Origin of the sequence: Roseateles sp. DB2 (genome assembly GCF_051857535.1) — a bacterium.
Taxonomy (GTDB): domain Bacteria; phylum Pseudomonadota; class Gammaproteobacteria; order Burkholderiales; family Burkholderiaceae_C; genus Roseateles_B.
Genome location: NZ_JBPZGY010000003.1, coordinates 308318 through 326954, shown reverse-complemented (window position 1 = coordinate 326954; position 18637 = coordinate 308318). Strand labels below are relative to the sequence as shown.

Below are 18637 nucleotides of genomic sequence, written 5' to 3'. Positions count from 1 at the left end.
TCGACGGCCATTCTCCCCCAGCCCAGGGGCCGCTTCGCCCGGAGCCCGCCCGTCGCCTTGCAACAAACCATGTCCGACAACCAACTCGCCAACAAGTCCCAAGCCTGGTCCGCGCTGTTTTCAGAACCGATGAGCGAGCTGGTCAAGCGCTACACGGCCAGCGTCTTTTTCGACAAGCGGCTGTGGAAGGCGGACATCGAAGGCAGCCTCGCCCACGCCGAGATGCTGGCCGCCCAGGGCATCCTGAGTGCCGAGGACCACGCGGCCATCCAGCGCGGCATGGCCCAGATCCGCGAGGAGATCGAAGACGGCCGCTTCGAATGGAAGCTGGACCTGGAGGACGTGCACCTGAATATCGAGGCCCGCCTGACCGAGCTCGTCGGCCTGGCCGGCAAGCGCCTGCATACCGGCCGCAGCCGCAACGATCAGGTCGCCACCGACGTGCGCCTGTGGCTGCGCGGCGAGATCGACGAAATCGCCCAGTTGCTGAACGCCCTGCAGCTGGCCCTGGTCGATGTGGCCGAGAAGAACGCCGAAACCATCCTGCCCGGATTCACCCATCTGCAGGTGGCCCAGCCCGTGGCCTTCGGTCACCACCTGCTGGCCTATGTGGAGATGTTTGCCCGCGACGCCGAACGCATGGCCGACGTGCGCCGCCGCGTGAACCGCCTGCCCCTGGGCGCCGCCGCCCTGGCCGGCACCAGCTACCCGCTGGACCGCGAGCGCGTGGCCCGCAGCCTGGGCATGGAGGCCGTGTGCCAGAACAGCCTGGATGCCGTCTCCGACCGCGATTTCGCCATCGAGTTCTCCGCAGCGGCTGCGCTGGTGATGGTGCATGTCTCGCGCCTGTCCGAGGAGCTGATCCTCTGGATGAGCCAGAGCTTTGGCTTCATCGACCTGGCCGACCGCTTCTGCACCGGTTCGTCCATCATGCCGCAGAAGAAGAACCCCGACGTGCCCGAGCTGGCCCGCGGCAAGAGCGGCCGTGTGGTGGGCCACCTGATGGGCCTGATCACCCTGATGAAGGGCCAGCCCCTGGCCTACAACAAGGACAACCAGGAAGACAAGGAGCCGCTGTTCGACACCGTCGACACGCTCAAGGACACCCTGCGCATCTTTGCCGAGATGGCTGCCGGCATCACCGTCAAGCCCGAGGCCATGGAGCGCGCGGCCATGCGCGGCTATGCCACCGCCACCGACCTCGCCGACTACCTGGTCAAGAAAGGCCTGCCCTTCCGCGATGCCCACGAGGTCGTGGCCCATGCGGTGAAGACGGCCATCGCCCAGGCCCGCGATCTCTCGGCCCTGAGCCTGGACGAGCTGAAAGCCTTCGATGCGCGCATCGAGGCCGATGTCTTCGAGGTGCTCTCGCTGCGCGGCTCGCTCAACGCCCGCAACATCCTGGGCGGCACGGCGCCGAACCAGGTGCGTGCCCAGGTGGCCCGTCACCGGGCACGCCTGGCCTGAGTTCCGGCGTCAGCCGCGACGGCGCCGCCGCGGCAGCAGGCTCAGCGCCAGCCCGGCCAGCGCCAGGCTGCCGGGCTCGGGCACAGCCCCGACCGTGGGGGCGAAGGTGCTGAAGAGGCCTGAGATGTGGGTGTGTCCCATGTCGGCCACGTCCATCAGGCCCGAGAAGTCGTAGGCGGTGGCGTCGGTATCCAGGAACATGAAGTAGGACGACTGGTCCGCGCCCAGGCCCGTCAGGCCGCCGGCGTCGTTCATGCGCTGGAAGTTGAAGTTGATGTCACCGCTCATGACGCCGGAGAAGCGGTGGGCATTGGCGGGGGCCTTGTCACCCAGGCCGTCATTGCGCCAGTTCACGCGGTACTCGCTGGTGAACAACTGGCCCAGGCGGAAGCTGCCGATGTCGTCCGCGGAGCCGGCGTCGCTGGTGACGCGCCAGTAGAAGTCCACCGTGCCGTCGATGGCCCGCACCACGCGCGACTGGATGCTGCCGGACACCGTGCCATGCGCGCTGCTGAAGCTGAAGGCATCGGTACGGTCCTCGACGATGGCGCCGGCCAGGTGGGGCTCGGCAGCCGCGCTGGTGCCCGTCAGCAAGGCCACGGTGGCGCCTTCCAGCAGCACATCGGCATGGGCCAGGGACGGCGCGGCCAGGGCCGCCGTCAGCGCCAGGGCGCCGCACAGGCGATTGAGCAGGGGCTTTTGAGCGTTCAGGACAAGATCGGTCATGGAACCTCCTGGGTTGTCGACTCGGGTGGTCCGAACCTTAGGGCCGATTCGCGGACACGCGTCCCCCTAGGTTTGCAGACTGCCCCGCAAGCAGGGGGCCTGGGCGTCGTCGACCAACGACGGCCGGCAGGCGGGCCAGATCCTTGATCGATCGCAAGATTCCCGCGGGCGGCGGGAGCGGCGCCAGGCTTTGTCAGGCAGCTCAGGTATCGTTCGGCCCATGAGCCTGATCACCTGGACCCCCGAGCTCGCGCTGCAGCACACCGAGCTGGACGACACCCACGAGGAATTCGTGGGCCTGCTGAACGACTTCGCCGCGGCCCTGGCCAGCGGTGACGACCCCATGCCCGCCTTCGAGGCCCTGCTGGCCCACACCGAGGCGCATTTCGCGATGGAAGAGCGCTGGATGGCCGCCACCGGCTTCGCGCCCGAAAACTGCCACAGCAAGCAGCACGAGATGGTGCTGGACACCCTGCGCGAGGTCCGGCGCTATGCCCTGGAGCTGAAGGACCTGGAGCCCATGCGCATCATCGGCCCCGAGCTGGCCCAGTGGTTCCCGGCCCATGCCGAGATGATGGACGCCGCCCTGGTCTTCCACATGCAGCAGGTGGGCTACGACAGCGCGACCGGCGTGCTGCTCAAGCCCGAGGCGAGCGAGGCGACGGCCGCCCAGGCCGGCCAGCCCGAGAAGGCCATCACCTCCTGCGGCAGCAGCAGCTGCGGGCACTGAGGCCAGGCCCTGATCAGCGCGCTGCTGACAGCGCCTGTCAGGGCGGCAGCGCGACAATGCCGCCATGACTGAGTTCAAGCGGCCCCTGGATGCGGCAGCGCCTCCCCGGCGCTGGATCGCCCATCTGGACATGGACGCCTTCTATGCCTCTGTGGAGCTGCTGCGCTACCCGGAACTCAAGGGCCAGCCGGTGGTGATCGGCGGCCGGCGCATGCATGCGCCGCGCACGCTGGAGGACGGCAGCCGGCAGTACGCGCGGCTGCGGGACTACACCGGCCGCGGCGTCGTCACCACCTCCACCTATGCCGCCCGCGCCCTGGGCGTGCATTCGGCCATGGGCCTGATGAAGGCCGGCCTGCTGGCGCCGGACGCCATCCTCCTGCCCACCGACTTCGACTCCTACCGCCACTATTCCCGCCTCTTCAAGGCCGCCGTGGCCGAGATCGCGCCCGTCATCGAGGACCGCGGCATCGACGAGATCTACATCGACCTCAGCGCCGTGCCCGGCGTGCAGGAATCCGTGGGTCACGACCCCCTGGGCGGCGTGCGGGCCGTGGCCCGCGAGATCAAGAACAGCGTCACTCGAGCGACCGGCCTGAGCTGCTCCATCGGCATCACGCCCAACAAGCTGCTGTCCAAGATCGCCTCCGACCTCGACAAGCCCGACGGCCTGACCGTGCTGACCGAAGAGGACATCCCCGGCCGCATCTGGCCGCTGCCGGTGCGGCGCATCAACGGCATCGGCCCCAAGGCGGCCGCGAAGCTGGAGACCCTGGGCATCCAGACCATCGCCGAGCTGGCGGCCGCCTCGCCGGCCCTGCTCCTCGAGCGTTTCGGGCGCAGCTACGGCGCCTGGCTGCATGAGGCGGCGCACGGGCGGGACGAGCGGCCGGTGGTGACGCACAGCGAGCCCGTGTCCATCAGCCGCGAGACCACCTTCGAGCGCGACCTGCACGCCAGGCACGACCGCGAGCTGCTGGGCCGCATCTTCACCGAACTCTGCGAGCAGCTCGCGGCGGATCTCCAGCGCAAGGGCTATCTGGGCCGCACCGTGGGCATCAAGCTGCGCTTCGAGGGCTTCCGCACCGTCACCCGGGACCAGACCCTGTCCCTGCCCATCCAGGACGCTGCCGCCATCCGGCAGGCTGCCGGCCAGTGCCTCAAGCGCGTGGACCTGAGCCAGCGCCTGCGCCTGCTGGGCGTGCGCATGGCTTCGCTGAGCCGGCCCGGCGACGCCCTGCCCCCGCCGGCCCGTGCCGCGCGGCCCGCGCAAGCCCGCATGGAGAACCTGTCGCTGTTCTGAGGCGCCCCCGGACTTGCGTGCTGGTCGCCGCCGCACACCCTCGGTATCCTGGAGGCCGAACCTGCCTGACAAGGGCTGCCAGGCGTCCAAGATCAAGGAGCGGCATGCAGCAGTACCAGCCCTCGCCATCCACCGGCCTCCAGCCGGACCAGCCCGGCCTGCCCCCCTGCGACGACGCCGCGGCGGCCGGCCTCATCCGGGCACTGGCCGTCGCCGGCATGCGACATCCGCGCTGCGCCCTGCCCCTTTACGAGCGCGCGCTGCAGCGTGCGCAAGACCTGCCCCTGCTGCGGCGCGTACAGCTGCTGCAGGGCCTGTTCTTCTCCAGCGAACGCCTGGGCCGCGCCGCCCCCTTGCGGCCCGCGCTGCATCAGGCCCTGGCCGAGGCCCAGGACGCTGGTCTCATCCGCCAGGTCACGCGTTTGCATGAGGCCCTGGGGCGGCTGAGCTACCAGGCAGCCGAGTACCAGCAGGCCAGCGCGCACTGGTCCGAGGCGCTGGACCTCGCCACCCTGCAGCCTGGCAGCCTCGAAGGCGTTGCCCCCTGCATAGGACTGGCTCAGCTGCACTTCGCCCTGGGGGACTGGCAGACCGGCCAGCACCTGCTGCTGGACGCACAGAGCCAGTTGCGCATCGGCGCCCCCCAACTCGCCGCGCGCTATCTGCAGGCCAAGCTGCTGATCAACCTGGGCGTGGCGCAGTTCAACCGCTCGGAATTCGCGCAGGCCCGCACCAGCTTCGAGCAAGGCCAGCGCTGGGCCCGCAGCATCGGCCACCGTGACTACGTGGCCGAGAGCCAGTGGCATCTGGCCCGCTGCGCCCAGGCCAGTGGGGAGGAGTCGGCGGCACGGCAGCTGTGCGAGCAGGCCCTGCAATCGGCGCGGCGCTGCGGCTATGTCTGGCTGGAGGCCATGGCCAGCGCCACGCTCACCGAGCTGGCCATGGAAGGCAAGGACTGGGACCACGCCATCCAGAGCGGCGAGCAGGCCCTGGCCCTGGCACGCAGCCTCGGAGCGCGCCGCCAACAGAGCAGCGCCCACAAGGCCCTGGCCCAGCTCTACCAGCATGCGGGACGGCTCAGCGAGGCCCTGGACCAGCTCTGGCAGCATCAAGCCCTGGAGGCCGAGCTCTACCGCCTGAGCCTCCCCGAGCGGCTCAGCGCCCTCGTGCGCTTCGACCACCTGCGCCAGGGCCCGGAGGAGCGCATGCTGGCGCTGTCCAACCAGCACTTCAGCGTGGAGACACCGGAGGATCTGCGCCTGGCCCTGCTGCAGATGCGTGAACAGGTCCTGGCCATCATGGGTCTGGATGACTGGACGGTCTGGTGGGACGAAGGCAGCCAGCAGCGGTTCGTCAGCATTGCCCAGGCCGGCAAGCCCGAGGACCTGGGCCTGGATGCCGAGCACTGCGGCGACTACCTCCAGATGTTGGCGGACACCCAGGAGCCGCTGGTGATCCGCGACATGCGCTTGCATCCCCACGGCGCGCTGCTGCTGCATCGACCACGTGCGCAGTCCAAGGGCGGGCGCATCGAGGTACCGCTGCGCCTGCAGCAGCAGCTGCGGGGCATCCTGTGGCTACAGCGCGAGAGCATGGACCGCGCCTGGACGCGCGAGGACCTGCTCAGCGCCAGCCACCTGGCCAAGATCTGCGAGCGCCTGCTGCTGTCGCTGGACCTCACCCGGGCCAAGGCGGCGCGCCAGGAGCTGGAGCAGGAGAAGTTTGCCTCGCTGGGCCGCATGGTCGCCAGCATCGCGCACGATGTGAACACGCCCATCGGCGTGGCCATCACCGCAGCTTCGGGCGTGGCCGACCATGCACGCCGCCTGGGCCGCGTCGCCGACGGCAGCGAGAAGCTGACCCGCAGCGAGCTGCAGGCCCTGGCTGCGCAGCTCTCCAATGCCGCGGATCTGGTGGACCGCAACCTGCAGCGGGCCGCCACGCTGATGGGCGACTTCAAGCGCATCGCCGTGGACCAGAACGCCGAGGCCCCGCAGCGCCTGGCGCTGAAGGACTATCTGCAGAGCGTGCTGTCGGTACACAGCCCGGCCCTGCGCCGCGCCCGGGTCGATTGCCGGCTGGAGGTGGAGGACAGCCTGCAGGTCCAGACCGTGCCAGGCCTGCTGAGCCAGATTCTCTCCAACCTCATCATGAACAGCCTGACCCATGCCTTCCCCGAGGGCCAGGGCGGCTGCCTGAGCCTGCGCGCACAGGCCTGCGGCCCGCAGTTGCGCATCGACTATGCCGACAATGGCGTGGGGCTCAGCGAGGCCGCCCGCACCCATGTATTCGAGCCCTTCTTCACCACGCGGCGGGGCCAGGGCGGCTCGGGCCTGGGCATGTACATCGTGGCCAACCTGGCCAAACGCCTGGGCGGCCAAGCTCTGCTGATGCGGCCCGACCGGGGCTTTGCGCTGCGGCTGGAGCTGCCGCTGCAGGGAATGCCTGCCTCAGGCGACGGCCGCTGAGCACCTAGCGGGCGTTCAGGCGCTCACGCGTGGGCAGCTTCCACATCCACAACCCCACAGCCAGGCAGCAGGCGGCCGGCACCCAGCACCAGGCAAGCGGCAGACGCCAGGCAGCCAGTGCCGAGCCCAAGGCCATCATGACCCAGGCGAGCTGCTTGGCCCGCCAGGGGATGGCGCGGTGGGCGCGCCAGTCGTGGATCATGGGACCGAAGCGCGGATGGCCCAGCAGCCAGGCCTCGCAGCGGCGGCTGCTGCGCGAGAAGCAGAAGGCCGCCAGCAGCACGAAAGGCGTGGTGGGCAGCAGGGGCAGGAAAATGCCGAGAATGCCCAGGCCCAGACTCAGCAGTCCCGCCACGCCCCACAGCACACGGCGCCACAGCGGCCGAGGTGCCATTGCCTCATCGTCGAAAGCCTTGTCCATGAATCCATCTTCGCATGCCCCGTCTCTGGCTCCGGACCTGCGCCTGCCCTCCCTCGAGGGCTTGCGCGCCTTCCAGGCCGTGGCGGCGCTGGGCATGCTGGACCCGGCCGCGGAGGCCCTGCACATCAGCGCCAGCGCGGTGGGCAAGCGCATCGGCGCTCTGGAGGAGCTGCTGGGCCTGGCCCTGTTCCAGCGCCAGGGCGGGCATTGGAGCCTCACGGCCGGGGGGCGCGAATACCTGGAGCAGGTGCGCGCGGCCCTGGACTTGCTGGCCGCGGCCCCCCAGCACCGGCGGCCGCAGCAGCGCCGCGAGCGCCTGCGCCTGTGCGCCCCACCCACCTTCGCGCGCCAGATCCTGGTGCCGGCCCTGCCCGCCTTCAGCCAGGCTTTCCCCCACCTGGAACTGGAACTCGTGCTGAGCGTGCCTTACCTGGGCGACGGCGCGCCGGAGGCCGAGCTGCAGGTCTACCACGCGCCCCAGCCGCCCACCACCGAGCTGCTGCTGCGCGACCGGGTGACGCCCCTGCTCGCCCCGGCCCTGGCGGCCCGCCTGCCCGAAGCGCCCCAGCCCGCCGAGCTGCTGACCCTGCCCCTGCTGCGCACGCCCCTGCAATCGTGGCTGCCCTGGCTGCAGGCCGCCGGCCTGCCGGCCCGGGAGCCCGACGATGGCCCGCGCTTCATCGACCTCGGCCTGGTGCTGCAGGCCGCCGAATGCGGTCAGGGCGCGGCCCTGGTGGGGCTCTCCCTGGCCCGCCGACTGCTGGATCAGGGCCTGCTTCTGCGCCCCTGGGCCCTGGAGGTCCCGGCCGCCCAGGCCTATGCCCTGCGCCCGCTGCCGGCCCACGCCTCGCCGGGGCTGCAGGCACTGGCGGACTGGCTGCGCCTGCATTGCCGCGCTCTCGCGCGAGGCTGAGCAGGAAACCGGAGCAAAGGGACTGATCTACCGATCCGATCCAGGTGACTGACACAGCACCATCGCCCTCGGAATCTCCTTCCTCAGTGCTCGGCAGCAGATTCCGCCCTGCGCCACAGGCCTGCCACTAGGATCGCGCCTGTACCCGAATTCCCCTGGCAAGCAAGCGGAGACCCCATGGCCGTCATCACCTGCATCGAAGACCTGCGTCAGCTGGCCCAGCGCCGCGTGCCCCGCATGTTCTACGACTATGCCGATTCCGGCAGCTGGACCGAAAGCACCTACCGCGCCAACGAGAGCGATTTCCAGTCCATCAAGCTGCGCCAGCGCGTGGCAGTGAACATGGAAAACCGCAGCACCGCCACCACCATGGTCGGCCTGGCCGTGTCCATGCCCGTGGCCCTGGCGCCCACCGGCCTGACCGGCATGCAGCACGCCGATGGCGAGATCCTCGCCGCCCAGGCCGCCGAGGCCTTCGGCGTGCCCTTCACGCTCTCAACCATGAGCATCTGCTCCATCGAGGACGTGGCCGCCCACACCAGCCAGCCCTTCTGGTTCCAGCTCTACGTGATGAAGGACCGCGGCTTCATCGAGAGCCTCATCGACCGCGCCAAGGCGGCCCGCTGCAGCGCCCTCGTGCTCACCCTGGACCTGCAGATCCTGGGCCAGCGCCACAAGGACCTGAAGAACGGCCTCTCCGCGCCCCCGAAACCCACGCTGGCCAACCTGATCAACCTGGCCACCAAGCCGCGCTGGTGTCTGGGCATGCTGGGCACGCCGCGCCGCCAGTTCGGCAATATCGTCGGGCATGTGAAGGGCGTGGACGACATGGGCTCGCTGTCTGATTGGACGGCCAAGCAGTTCGACCCCGCACTCTCCTGGGATGACGTGGCCTGGATCAAAGAGCGCTGGGGCGGCAAGCTCATCCTCAAGGGCATCCAGGACGTCGAGGATGCGCGCCTGGCCGTGCAAAGCGGGGCCGATGCGCTGATCGTCAGCAACCACGGCGGCCGTCAGCTGGACGGTGCCGAGTCCAGCATCCGCGCCCTGCCCACCATCGTCGAGGCCGTGGGCTCGCAGATCGAGGTCCACATGGACGGCGGCATCCGCAGCGGCCAGGACGTGCTCAAGGCCTGGGCCCTCGGCGCCCGCGGCTGCTACATCGGCCGCGCCTTCCTCTACGGCCTGGGCGCCATGGGCCGCCCCGGCGTGGCCAAGGTGCTGGAGATCATCCACAAGGAACTCGACCTCAGCATGGCCTTCTGCGGCCGCACCCGCATCACCGAGGTCGACCAGAGCATTCTGCTCAAGTAGCCCCAGCGCCCCCAGAAATGCAGAAGCCCTCCGTGGAGGGCTTTTTCCTTGGCCAAGCGTTTGAACTTGAACGGCCCCTGAGGCTCCGCGAAGCACGGCGCCCGCAGCAAAGCGCACGCCCAAAATACAAAACGGGACCCATCGTAGGTCCCGTTTTGTCCCCAGCGGCGCCCGAGGATCCGGCTTTGCCGGGCCTGCGGGCGCGCCCCCTGGGGGCTGAGGTCGGACACAAACGCCTTGGCGTTTGTGCCTACCGGAAGGGCCAGGCCTCTGGCCTGGCGCGGCCTGCAAGGCCGGCGAAGCCGGTAGGGGGGGTCAAAGTGCTTGCATTTCCTTGAGGAGACGGTCAGCGCGATCCACATACTTCATCTGCCACTGCATGTAGCGGGCGTCCAGGCAGATGCTGCGGGTGGTCTTCTCGTTGAAGTCCCAGTCCGAGATCACGGCGTCCAGGGTGCCGTCGAACAGCAGGCCCACCAGCTCGGCGTTCTTGTTCAGCACGGGCGAGCCGGAGTTGCCACCAGTGGTGTCCAGGGTGGCCAGGAAGTTGACCGGCACCGAGTTCAGGGACTTCATGCCGTACTTGCCGAACTCGCCAGCCTTGATGGCGGCCAGTTGCTCGGCAGGCGCGTCGAAGTCGCCCTTGCCCTGGTGCTTGGCCGGGATGCCGCGCAGGGTGGTGAAGGCGGTCCAGGTGCTGCCGTCCGCGCCGTCGCGGCCGGCGACCTTGCCGAAGCTCACGCGCAGGGTGCCGTTGGCGTCCGGATAGACGGCCTGGCCCTTGCTGCCCTTGAAGGCGATCAGGGCCTTCATCACGTCGGCATAGGCCTGCTGGATGTGGCCGCCGATCTCCTTGGCGCGGTTCTCGCGAGCCTCGGTGTCAGCGTGCAGGGCCACGGCAGCGGCGATGAAGCTGTCGCTGCTCTTCTCGAAGTCCTCGCTGCCGCGCTCGAACCAGGCCAGGCGCTCGGCCTTGTCGGACAACTTGCTGCCGGCATAGAGCGCGTCCACGCGGGCCTTGAGGGCGTCGGCAGGCATATTGGCCTGCAGGCCCAGGCCCTTGAGCACGGCCTGGTTGAGCATGTCGGCCGGCTGGGCCAGGTACTGGGCCAGGAAGTGCACGGTCTTGGCCTTGTCGGTCTGCTCGTCATAGCGACGATCCAGGGCTTCCAGACCCTGGCGGCGGCGCAGGGCGTCGCGCTCCTGGAAACCCAACTTGCGCTCGGCATCGGGCAGCTTGCGCTGCACGGCGCCTTCATACAGGCCGGCGGCGGTGTTCAGCAGCGTGGGCATGCTCAGGCCCAGCAGCACTTCGCGCTTGGCCAGCGCCTGGCGCTCGGCCAGCAGGCGGTCGACGTTCTCCAGGCTGGCGCCGAACTGCTCGCGGCGCTTGGCATCGGCGTTCACCCAGGCCTTCAGCTCGGCGTAGGCGGCGGACTTGCGGGCAAGGATGTCGCTGCCGTCGTAGCTGGCCTGCTGGCCTTGCCAGTTCTTGTAGGCATTGCCCAGGCCGGCCACGGTACCGGCCATCTTGATCTCGCCGTCGCGGCGGCCTTCGGTCTCACGCTTGATCAGGTCCAGGTACTCGCCGAAGGCCTTGATGCTGGTGGGGCGCTCCCAACCGAAGGTGAAATCCACCTCGGACGGCAGGCGATAGCGGTTGGTGCGGCCGGGGTAGCCGGTGACCATCACGAAATCGCCTTCCTTCAGCGGGCTGCTGGCCAGCTTCAGGAAGTGCTTGGGCTGGAAGGGCTTGTTGTCCTTGCTGTAGTCGGCCGGCTTGCCATCCGGGCCCACGTAGGCGCGGTAGAAGCTGTAGTCGCCGGTGTGGCGAGGCCAGATCCAGTTGTCGGTATCTCCGCCGAAGCGGCCGACCATGTCCGCCGGGGCGTGCACGAGGCGCACGTCACGGATTTCCATCTGCTTGATCAGCTGGAACACCAGGCTGCCGTAAAAGGCGCTGACGGTGCAGCGGTGGCCCTTGTCCTTCTCGCACTCGGCGATCAGGGACTTCTGCTTGGCCTCGATGGCATCGGTGCGGGCCTTGCCCTTGAGCGCCTGGACCTTGGCGTCCAGCACCTCGGCGCTGACGTCCTTGACGTCCACCGTCACGAAGACGCGGCTGCCCGGGGCAGCCGGCAGCTCTTCCTCGAAACTGTTGGCCAGGAAGCCCTTCTTGATCAGGTCACGCTGGGGGGTGGAGTTGTACTGGATGCTGCCGTAGGCGCAGTGGTGGTTGGTGACCACCAGGCCCTGGGGCGAGACGAAGGAGGCCGTGCAGCCGCCCAGGCTGATCACTGCGCCCATGGGGAACTCGGTCAGCTTGTTGAGCTTGGCCGGGTCCATGGCCAGGCCGGTGGCTTTGAGGTCCTTGGCGATCTGGGGCAGCTGCTGCGGCATCCACATGCCTTCGTTGGCATGCGCCAGGCCGGCGGCCAGCGCGAGAGGGGCCAGCGCGAAGCGGGTCAGGGTGACTGCGTTCATGGGTCGGGTCATGGATTGAGAAGAAGCCGCGACCATACACGCATTCCAGGCCCCGCAGATGTGTCGTCCGGCATTGGGTCATTCCCCGAAAGGCAGACGGCCGAGGCGGTGGCAAGACCTGTTCAGGGGACAGGCGCCAGGACAGGCGTCCTGGCGGATTCCAAGGCCATCGCCGATAAATAAACTGACGCGAAGCTGACGGAGAAGAGCCATGACCCTGAGCCAGTTGGCCAGCATCAAGCGCTGGCTGCTCCTGCATTCGGCGGCGCATGGCGTCGAGCTCTTCGCCTGGAACCTGGTGCTCACGAGCTGGCTGATGGGCTGGGTGGGCCTGCCCGGCACCTTGCTGTCCGGGGAATGGACGGCCCTGCCCCTGTGCTTCGCGGCCTCCATCAGCCCGCGCTGCTATGTGCAGGTGCGGCGCCGGCTGCACCGCAGCGGACGGCTGCGCTGCGACTGGCTGACAGCGATCTGAAGGCCGCAACGGAAACGACAAGGCCCTCGCAGGGAGGGCCTGGGGGGGATGCGGCGCAGCGCTCAGTGCATCAGCCCGATCCACTCCCCGCGCGCCTGGTAGGCGTCGAAGATGTGCAGGGCCATGCGCTGCAAGGCCTCGTTGCCGCTGCCATGGGCCAAGGCCAGGCAGTCGAAGGCGTAGAGGCGGTCGTAGATCATGCGGGTGGGCTGCAGGGGCAGACCCTGGGCTTCCATCAGGCGGCTGAAGGCCTGCAGTTCGGCCATGTCAATGCCGGTGCTCAGCGTCAGGCCCAGGCCCAGGCCGAGATCCGGCAGGTCCGCCAGGGCGCCGTGGACGTGCAGCTCGGGCGCCGCGGGGGCGCTCGCCTTGGGAACCAGGTGCAGGGGGAAGCTCATGGGGGACCTCGGATGGTGGTACTGCCTGGACCCATGATGCCGGCGCCCCGGAAAACTTGAGCGCGAAAAAGCCGGGTCTTGCCCGGCTATTTCGATTCAAGTGCCGCCCCGGAGGGTCGAGGATGCCGGCTGCTCAGGCCTTGGGCAGGGTAACGCCCACCTGGCCCTGGTACTTGCCGCCGCGGTCGCGGTAGGAGGTCTCGCAGACCTCGTCGCTCTCGAAGAACAACACCTGCGCGCAGCCTTCGCCCGCGTAGATCTTGGCCGGCAGCGGCGTGGTGTTGGAGAACTCCAGCGTCACATAGCCTTCCCATTCCGGCTCGAAGGGGGTGACGTTGACGATGATGCCGCAGCGCGCATAGGTGCTCTTGCCCAGGCAGATGGTCAGCACATTGCGCGGGATGCGGAAGTACTCGACGGTGCGGGCCAGCGCAAAGCTGTTGGGCGGGATGATGCAGACGTCGCCATGGAAGTCCACGAAGCTCTTCTCGTCGAAGTTCTTGGGGTCGACAACGGTGCTGTGCACATTGGTGAAGATCTTGAACTCCGGCGCGCAGCGGATGTCGTAGCCATAGCTGGACGTGCCGTAGCTGACGATCTTGCGGCCGTCGGCCTCCCGCACCTGGCCGGGCTCGAAAGGCTCGATCATGCCGTGCTGCTCGGCCATGCGGCGGATCCACTTGTCACTCTTGATGCTCATTGCTCGTCCTCTGGGCCCTGGGCCCATGTCCCCATGTCTTGCCCTCTGGCCGCCACGACTGGCGCCATCCGGGGTGTCCCACTGTTGCGCGGATTCTAGGCGCAGCTGCCGCCAGCTCCTTGCGGCAGCGCAGCCTCCCTAGAATCGCCGGCTGTCGCGGGATCTAGAGGCAGGAGCTGGCATGGGCCTGGCAGAGATGGTGAGGAAGTCGGTCTGGGGCCGGGGCTTGAGTGCCCTGGAGCTGGAGGCCGTGATCGCGCAATGCCACCAGAGCGAGGTCGCCGCCGGCCAGGCCATCGTGCGCGCGGGCGAGCCCGCCCTGCACTGGCTGGGCCTGATCAGCGGCGTGGCCTGCATGAGCGTCAGCATGCCCGACGGCAAGGAGACCAGCCTCGCCAGCCTGGCCGCGGGGGGCTGGTTCGGCGAGGGCACGCTGATCAAGCGCGGGCACTGGCAGTACGACGGCCGGGCGCTGAGCGACTGCCTGGTCGCTCTCATGCCCCTGGACTGCTTCGAGCACCTGCGCCGGACCAGCCTGCCCTTCAACCACTACCTGCAGCAGCTCATGAGCGCGCGCATGGGCGGCTTCATCGCCAAGCTCTGCGTGGATCGCATGCTGGACTCCACCGCCCGCATCGCCCAGTCCCTGGCCGGGCTCTACCAGCCCGAGGTCTATCCCGACCCAGGCCCCCTGCTCCACCTGAGCCAGGCCGAGCTGGGCCAGTTGGCCGGCGTCTCGCGCCAGCGGACGAACATCGCCCTGCAGACCCTGGAGCGCGCCGGCCTGATCAGCGTCAGCCGGCGGGGCATCCGGGTGCTGGACCTGGCAGGCCTACGCGCCTATCGCAGCAACGCGTCGGCGGCCGAAGCTCAGTAGTCCATCGCCGGCGTAGCGATCTCGCCAGGCACGCTGCGGCGTGCCAGCAGCACGTACATGGTGGGCACCACGAAGATGGTCAGCAGGGTGCCCAGGCTCATGCCGCCCACGATGACCCAGCCGATCTGCTGGCGGCTCTCCGCGCCCGCGCCCGTGGCCAGGGCCAGCGGCAAGGCGCCCAGCACCATGGCGCCGGTGGTCATCAGGATGGGGCGCAAGCGCAGGGCCGAGGCCTCGACCACAGCCGCCATGGTGTCCCGCCCCTGCTGGCGCAGCTGATTGCTGAACTCCACGATCAGGATGCCGTGCTTGGTGATCAGGCCCACCAGAGTGATCAGGCCGATCTGCGAATAGACGTTGAGCGTGCCGCCGCTCCACTGCAGCGCCGCCAGCGCGCCCACCATGGACAGCGGCACCGACAGCATGATGATGAAGGGATCGACAAAGCTCTCGAACTGCGCCGACAGCACCAGGAAGATGAACAGCAGGGCCAGGACGAACACAAGGCCCAGTGCACCGCTGGAGGCCTTGAACTCGCGGCTCACGCCGTTGAGCTCGGTGGCATAGCCCAGGGGCAGCACGCGCTCGGCGATGCGGTCCATGTCCTGCAGGGCCTCGCCCAGGGCATAGCCCGGGGCCAGGCCGGCCGTGATGGTCACCGCGCGGCGTTGGTTGAAGTGGTTGAGTTCCTTGGGGCTGACCGCTTCGCGCACCTTCACCACCGCAGACAACGGCACCAGCGCGTCCGTGCGGCTGCGCACATAGAGCTGCTCGATCTGCTGCGGCGTGCTGCGGGCCTGGGCCTCGGTCTGCACCAGCACGTCGTACTGCTCGGCATCGCGCTTGTAGCGGGTCACCACGCGGCTGCCCAGCATGGTCTCCACCGTGCGCGCCACCTGATCCACCTGCACGCCAAGGTCGGCCGCGCGCTCGCGGTCCACTTCCATGAAGATCTCGGGCTTGTTGAGGCGCAGGTCGTTGTCCACCTGCACGAAGCCGGGGTTCTTGGCCATCTCGGCCTGGAACTGCTGCACGACCTTGTTGAGGTTCTCGTAGCTGTCCCCGCTGACCACCACATAGCTGATGGGCCGTGCATTGAAGCCCTGGCCAAGGCTGGGCGGGGTGATGGGAAAGGCATTGACGCCCGGCAGTTGGCTCACCTGAGGGATCAGGGCGCGTGCCAGGTCTTGCGTGCTGCGCTTGCGCTCATCCCAGTCGACCGTGCGCAGGATGGACATGCCCTGGGACACCGTCGAGCCGCCGGCAAAGAAGAAGCGGCGCTCGAACTCCGGGTACTGCGAGGCGATGCGCTCGACGGCATCGAGGTAGCGGGCGGTGAACTCCAGCGTCGCGCCATCGGGCGCGGTGATGGGCATCACCACCACGCCGCGGTCCTCCATGGGCGCCAGCTCGCTCTTGGCATGGGTGAACAGCCACCAGCTGCCGCCCGCGGCACCGGCCATCACCAGCAGCACCAGCCAGCGCTGGCCCAGGGCGAAGCGCAGGGCTGAGGCGTAGCGATCGCTGATCCAGACCAGGATGCGTTCCATGCCCGCGTCAAAGCGCGTGGGCTGCTCCACATGCCGCAGCAGCTTGGAGCACATCATGGGCGTGAGCGTCAGGGCCACGAAGCCCGAGACCAGCACCGCACCGGCCAGGGTCAGCGCGAACTCCACGAAGAGCCGGCCGGTGCGGCCCGGCGTGAAGGCCAGCGGCGCGAAGACCGCGGCCAGCGTCAGCGTCATGGCCACCACGGCGAAACCGATCTCGCGCGCGCCGCGCAGCGCGGCCTGGAAGGGCGACAGCCCCTCTTCGATGTGGCGAAAGATGTTCTCCAGCACCACGATGGCATCGTCCACCACCAGGCCGATGGCCAGCACCAGGGCCAGCAGGGTCATGGTGTTGACGGTGAAGCCGGCCGCCGCCATCAGGGCGAAGGAGCCGATCAGGCTCACGGGAATCGTCACCAGCGGAATGATGGAGGCCCGCACCGTGCGCAGGAACAGGAACACGACCAGGGCCACCAGCACCACGGCCTCGGCGATGGTGTGGTAGACGGACTTGATGGAGCGGTCGATGAAGATGGCGTTGTCGCTGGCCGGCCGCACGGTGATGGCGGGGGGCAGGTCTTGCTGCAGGCGCGGCATCATGGCCGTCACCGCCTCCGAGACCTCCAGCGGATTGGCCGTGGCCTGCTTGATCACGCCCAGCGAGACCGAGGGGATGCCGTTGAGCCGCACCCGTGAGCGCTCGCTGGCCGCCGCTTCCTCGATGCGGGCCACGTCAGACAGCTTGACCGTGTAGCCATTGAACTGGCGCAGCGCGATGCCACGGAACTGGGCGACGGTGTTGAGGTCGGTGCGCGCGGTGACGTTGAACTCGCGCTGCTGGCTTTCCACACGGCCGGCCGGCACTTCGAGGTTCTGCCTGCGCAGCGCGTCCTCGATGTCCTGCACGCTCAGCCGGTAGGCGGCCAGGCGGTCGGCGTCCAGCCAGATGCGCATGGCGTAGCGGCGGTCGCCGCCGATCTCGACATCGGCCACGCCGGGAATGGTCTGCAGGCGCGGCTTGACCACGCGGTTGACGAGGTCGGTGACCTCCAGCGGATCCATGGTCTCGCTGGTGAAGGCCATGCGCAGCGTGGGCTGGGCGTCGGCCTCGACCTTGGCGATCACCGGCTCGTCCACGGCCGTAGGCAGGCGACCGCGCACGCGGGCCACGCGGTCGCGCACGTCGGCGGCGGCGTTGTCGGGGTTCTTCTCGAGCTTGAAGCGCACCGTGATCTGGCTCTGCTCGGAGCGCGAGATCGAGGTGACGGTGTCCACGCCCTCGATGCCGGCGATGGAATCCTCCAGCGGCTTGGTGACCTGGCTCTCGATCACCTCGGAGGAGGCGCCGGTCAGCCGGGTGTTGACGGTGACCACGGGTTCGTCGATGCGCGGGTACTCGCGCAGCGAGAGCTTGGAGAAGGACACCATCCCCACCAGCAGCAGCATCAGGGACATGACGGTCGCGAAGACCGGGCGGCGGATGGAAATCTCGGACACACGCATGGGGGCTCCTCGCTCTGCCGCTTCAGCCCTTGGACGGCGCGCTGGCCGGAGCACCCGCCGAGGCACTCGCGGCACCGGGCCTCGCGCCCTGCTGGTCCACGTCCACCCGCTTGACGGCCTGGCCGTCGCCGCGCATGAGCTTGGCCTGCCCGGCGGTGACCACCCAGTCGCCCGGCTTCAGGCCTTCGGTGATCTCGACAAGACCTGGCACCCGCAGACCCAGCCGGGCCTCCAGGCGCTGGGCGACCTGGCCCTGGCCTTCAGGGGCCGGCACCAGCTTGATGAGGTACTGCTTGCCGCCCATAGGCACCAGGGCCTCCTCGGGCACGACCACGGCCTGCTGGCGCTCGCCCAGGCTCAGGCGCACGCGGGCGAAGAGCCCGGAGCGCAGCTCGGGCCCGGGCTTGAGCACCTGGGCCCGCACCAGCAGGGAGCGGCCGTTGGCGTCCAGCTGGGCGTCCAGGGCCTGCACGCGGGCCTCGAACTGCCGGCCGGGCAAGGCGTCCAGACTCAGCTGCAGAGGCTGGCCGGGCCGCACGCGCGGGGCCTCGCGCTCGGGCAGTCGGAAATCGACCCAGACGGTGGAGCTGTCTTCCAGCGAGACCAGTTCGGCGCCGTCCTTCACATAGTCCCCCAGGCTCACCGTGCGGATGCCGGCCACGCCGTCAAAGGGGGCCAGCACGCGCATGCGGGCCAGTTGGGCACGGGCCAGGGCCAGCTGGGCCTCGGCCACGTCCAGGGTGGCCTGGGCCTGGTCCAGGGCACTGGGGGTGACGAATCCCTGGGCCAGCAGCTCCTTGTTGCGCTGCAGCTGGGTGCGGGCGATGTGGGCCTGCGCCTCGGCCTGCTGCAGCTGGGCGGCCTGGAGGCTGTCGTCCAGCTGGATCAAGACCTGACCCTTGCGCACCCGCTGGCCATCCTGGAAACCCAGCTTGACGATGCGGCCGGCCGACTCGGGCTTGAGCACCACGGACTGATGCGCGCGCAGGCTGCCCACGGCCTGGGTGTCGTCGCTGAGCGTGCGCAGCTGGACCTGCCGGGCCTCGACAGGCACGGGGCCGGCAGCCTTGGCGTCCTTGCCGTCCCTGGGGGCAGGCGCGGCCTTGTCGGCAGCCTTGCCAGCCTGCAGCCCCAGCAGCGCGCCCGGCCGCTGCCAGACATAGGCCACGCCCACCGCGGCCAGCAGACCGACCACCACCAAACCCTTGTGCAAGCTCTTCTTCATGCGCGACATCCTGGAGAGATCGCGCAATGTAGCGGCGGCGGGCTCACGCGGCGCTGACATGTCCCTTGAAATGCGCCAGGGCA

At 69.0% G+C, this 18637-nt stretch carries 15 protein-coding genes; 8 read left to right on the top strand and 7 right to left on the bottom strand.

Going from position 1 to position 18637, the window contains the following annotated elements; all coding sequences use genetic code 11:
* Positions 1-69: 69 nt before the first annotated feature.
* Entirely contained in the window at positions 70-1467 is a 1398-nt protein-coding gene (argH, locus tag ACS5PK_RS06475; RefSeq protein ID WP_439439414.1) for an argininosuccinate lyase, read from the top strand.
* Positions 1468-1476: 9 nt separating this feature from the next.
* Here the strand turns inward: argH and ACS5PK_RS06470 are convergent, their stop codons facing one another.
* Positions 1477-2193 (bottom strand): hypothetical protein, encoded by a 717-nt coding sequence (locus ACS5PK_RS06470; RefSeq protein ID WP_439439413.1) that lies wholly within the window; start codon positions 2191-2193, stop codon positions 1477-1479.
* A 220-nt stretch (positions 2194-2413) separates the two neighbouring features.
* Between ACS5PK_RS06470 and ACS5PK_RS06465 the strand changes: the two genes are divergently transcribed.
* The 3 genes from ACS5PK_RS06465 to ACS5PK_RS06455 all read left to right on the top strand — a co-directional run bounded on the left by ACS5PK_RS06465 (position 2414) and on the right by ACS5PK_RS06455 (position 6694).
* Positions 2414-2923, top strand: a complete 510-nt coding sequence (locus ACS5PK_RS06465) for a hemerythrin domain-containing protein (RefSeq protein ID WP_439439412.1) — start codon at positions 2414-2416, stop codon at positions 2921-2923.
* Between the two features lie 64 nt (positions 2924-2987).
* Entirely contained in the window at positions 2988-4226 is a 1239-nt protein-coding gene (dinB, locus tag ACS5PK_RS06460) for a DNA polymerase IV (RefSeq protein WP_439439411.1), read from the top strand.
* Positions 4227-4330: 104 nt separating this feature from the next.
* The gene (locus tag ACS5PK_RS06455) at positions 4331-6694 is read left to right on the top strand and encodes an ATP-binding protein (protein WP_439439410.1); all 2364 of its coding nucleotides are present in this window, start codon (positions 4331-4333) and stop codon (positions 6692-6694) included.
* A 4-nt stretch (positions 6695-6698) separates the two neighbouring features.
* Here ACS5PK_RS06455 and ACS5PK_RS06450 read toward each other — a convergent pair whose 3' ends face one another.
* Positions 6699-7115 (bottom strand): YbaN family protein, encoded by a 417-nt coding sequence (locus ACS5PK_RS06450; RefSeq protein WP_439439409.1) that lies wholly within the window; start codon positions 7113-7115, stop codon positions 6699-6701.
* Between ACS5PK_RS06450 and ACS5PK_RS06445 the strand changes: the two genes are divergently transcribed.
* Both ACS5PK_RS06445 and ACS5PK_RS06440 read left to right on the top strand, forming a co-directional pair.
* Positions 7114-8028 (top strand): LysR substrate-binding domain-containing protein, encoded by a 915-nt coding sequence (locus tag ACS5PK_RS06445; RefSeq protein WP_439439408.1) that lies wholly within the window; start codon positions 7114-7116, stop codon positions 8026-8028. The genes ACS5PK_RS06450 and ACS5PK_RS06445 overlap by 2 nt on opposite strands.
* Before the next feature lie 177 nt (positions 8029-8205).
* Positions 8206-9342, top strand: a complete 1137-nt coding sequence (locus ACS5PK_RS06440) for an alpha-hydroxy acid oxidase (protein ID WP_439439407.1) — start codon at positions 8206-8208, stop codon at positions 9340-9342.
* 315 nt (positions 9343-9657) lie between these two features.
* Here ACS5PK_RS06440 and ACS5PK_RS06435 read toward each other — a convergent pair whose 3' ends face one another.
* The gene (locus ACS5PK_RS06435; RefSeq protein ID WP_439439406.1) at positions 9658-11826 is read right to left on the bottom strand and encodes a S46 family peptidase; all 2169 of its coding nucleotides are present in this window, start codon (positions 11824-11826) and stop codon (positions 9658-9660) included.
* A gap of 211 nt (positions 11827-12037) precedes the next feature.
* Here ACS5PK_RS06435 and ACS5PK_RS06430 point away from each other — a divergent pair, with 211 nt between their 5' ends.
* Positions 12038-12301: a hypothetical protein gene (locus tag ACS5PK_RS06430; protein WP_439439405.1), complete on the top strand. Its 264-nt coding sequence runs from the start codon at positions 12038-12040 to the stop codon at positions 12299-12301.
* A gap of 62 nt (positions 12302-12363) precedes the next feature.
* On the opposite strand, the gene ACS5PK_RS06425 is transcribed toward ACS5PK_RS06430, so the two are convergent.
* Both ACS5PK_RS06425 and dcd read right to left on the bottom strand, forming a co-directional pair.
* Entirely contained in the window at positions 12364-12699 is a 336-nt protein-coding gene (locus tag ACS5PK_RS06425; protein ID WP_439439404.1) for a hypothetical protein, read from the bottom strand.
* A gap of 133 nt (positions 12700-12832) precedes the next feature.
* Positions 12833-13399: a dCTP deaminase gene (dcd, locus tag ACS5PK_RS06420; protein ID WP_183102741.1), complete on the bottom strand. Its 567-nt coding sequence runs from the start codon at positions 13397-13399 to the stop codon at positions 12833-12835.
* Positions 13400-13580: 181 nt separating this feature from the next.
* On the opposite strand from dcd, the gene ACS5PK_RS06415 reads away from it, so the two are divergent.
* Positions 13581-14276 carry a Crp/Fnr family transcriptional regulator gene (locus ACS5PK_RS06415; RefSeq protein WP_439439403.1) on the top strand — a complete coding sequence of 232 codons (696 nt, stop codon included), beginning with the start codon at positions 13581-13583 and terminating at the stop codon, positions 14274-14276.
* Here the strand turns inward: ACS5PK_RS06415 and ACS5PK_RS06410 are convergent.
* Complete coding sequence (locus ACS5PK_RS06410; RefSeq protein ID WP_439439402.1) at positions 14270-17329, bottom strand: efflux RND transporter permease subunit; 3060 nt, start codon at positions 17327-17329, stop codon at positions 14270-14272. The two genes, ACS5PK_RS06415 and ACS5PK_RS06410, sit on opposite strands and share 7 nt — an antisense overlap.
* A 22-nt stretch (positions 17330-17351) precedes the next feature.
* Positions 17352-18554, bottom strand: a complete 1203-nt coding sequence (locus ACS5PK_RS06405; protein ID WP_439439401.1) for an efflux RND transporter periplasmic adaptor subunit — start codon at positions 18552-18554, stop codon at positions 17352-17354.
* Positions 18555-18637 lie beyond the last annotated feature (83 nt).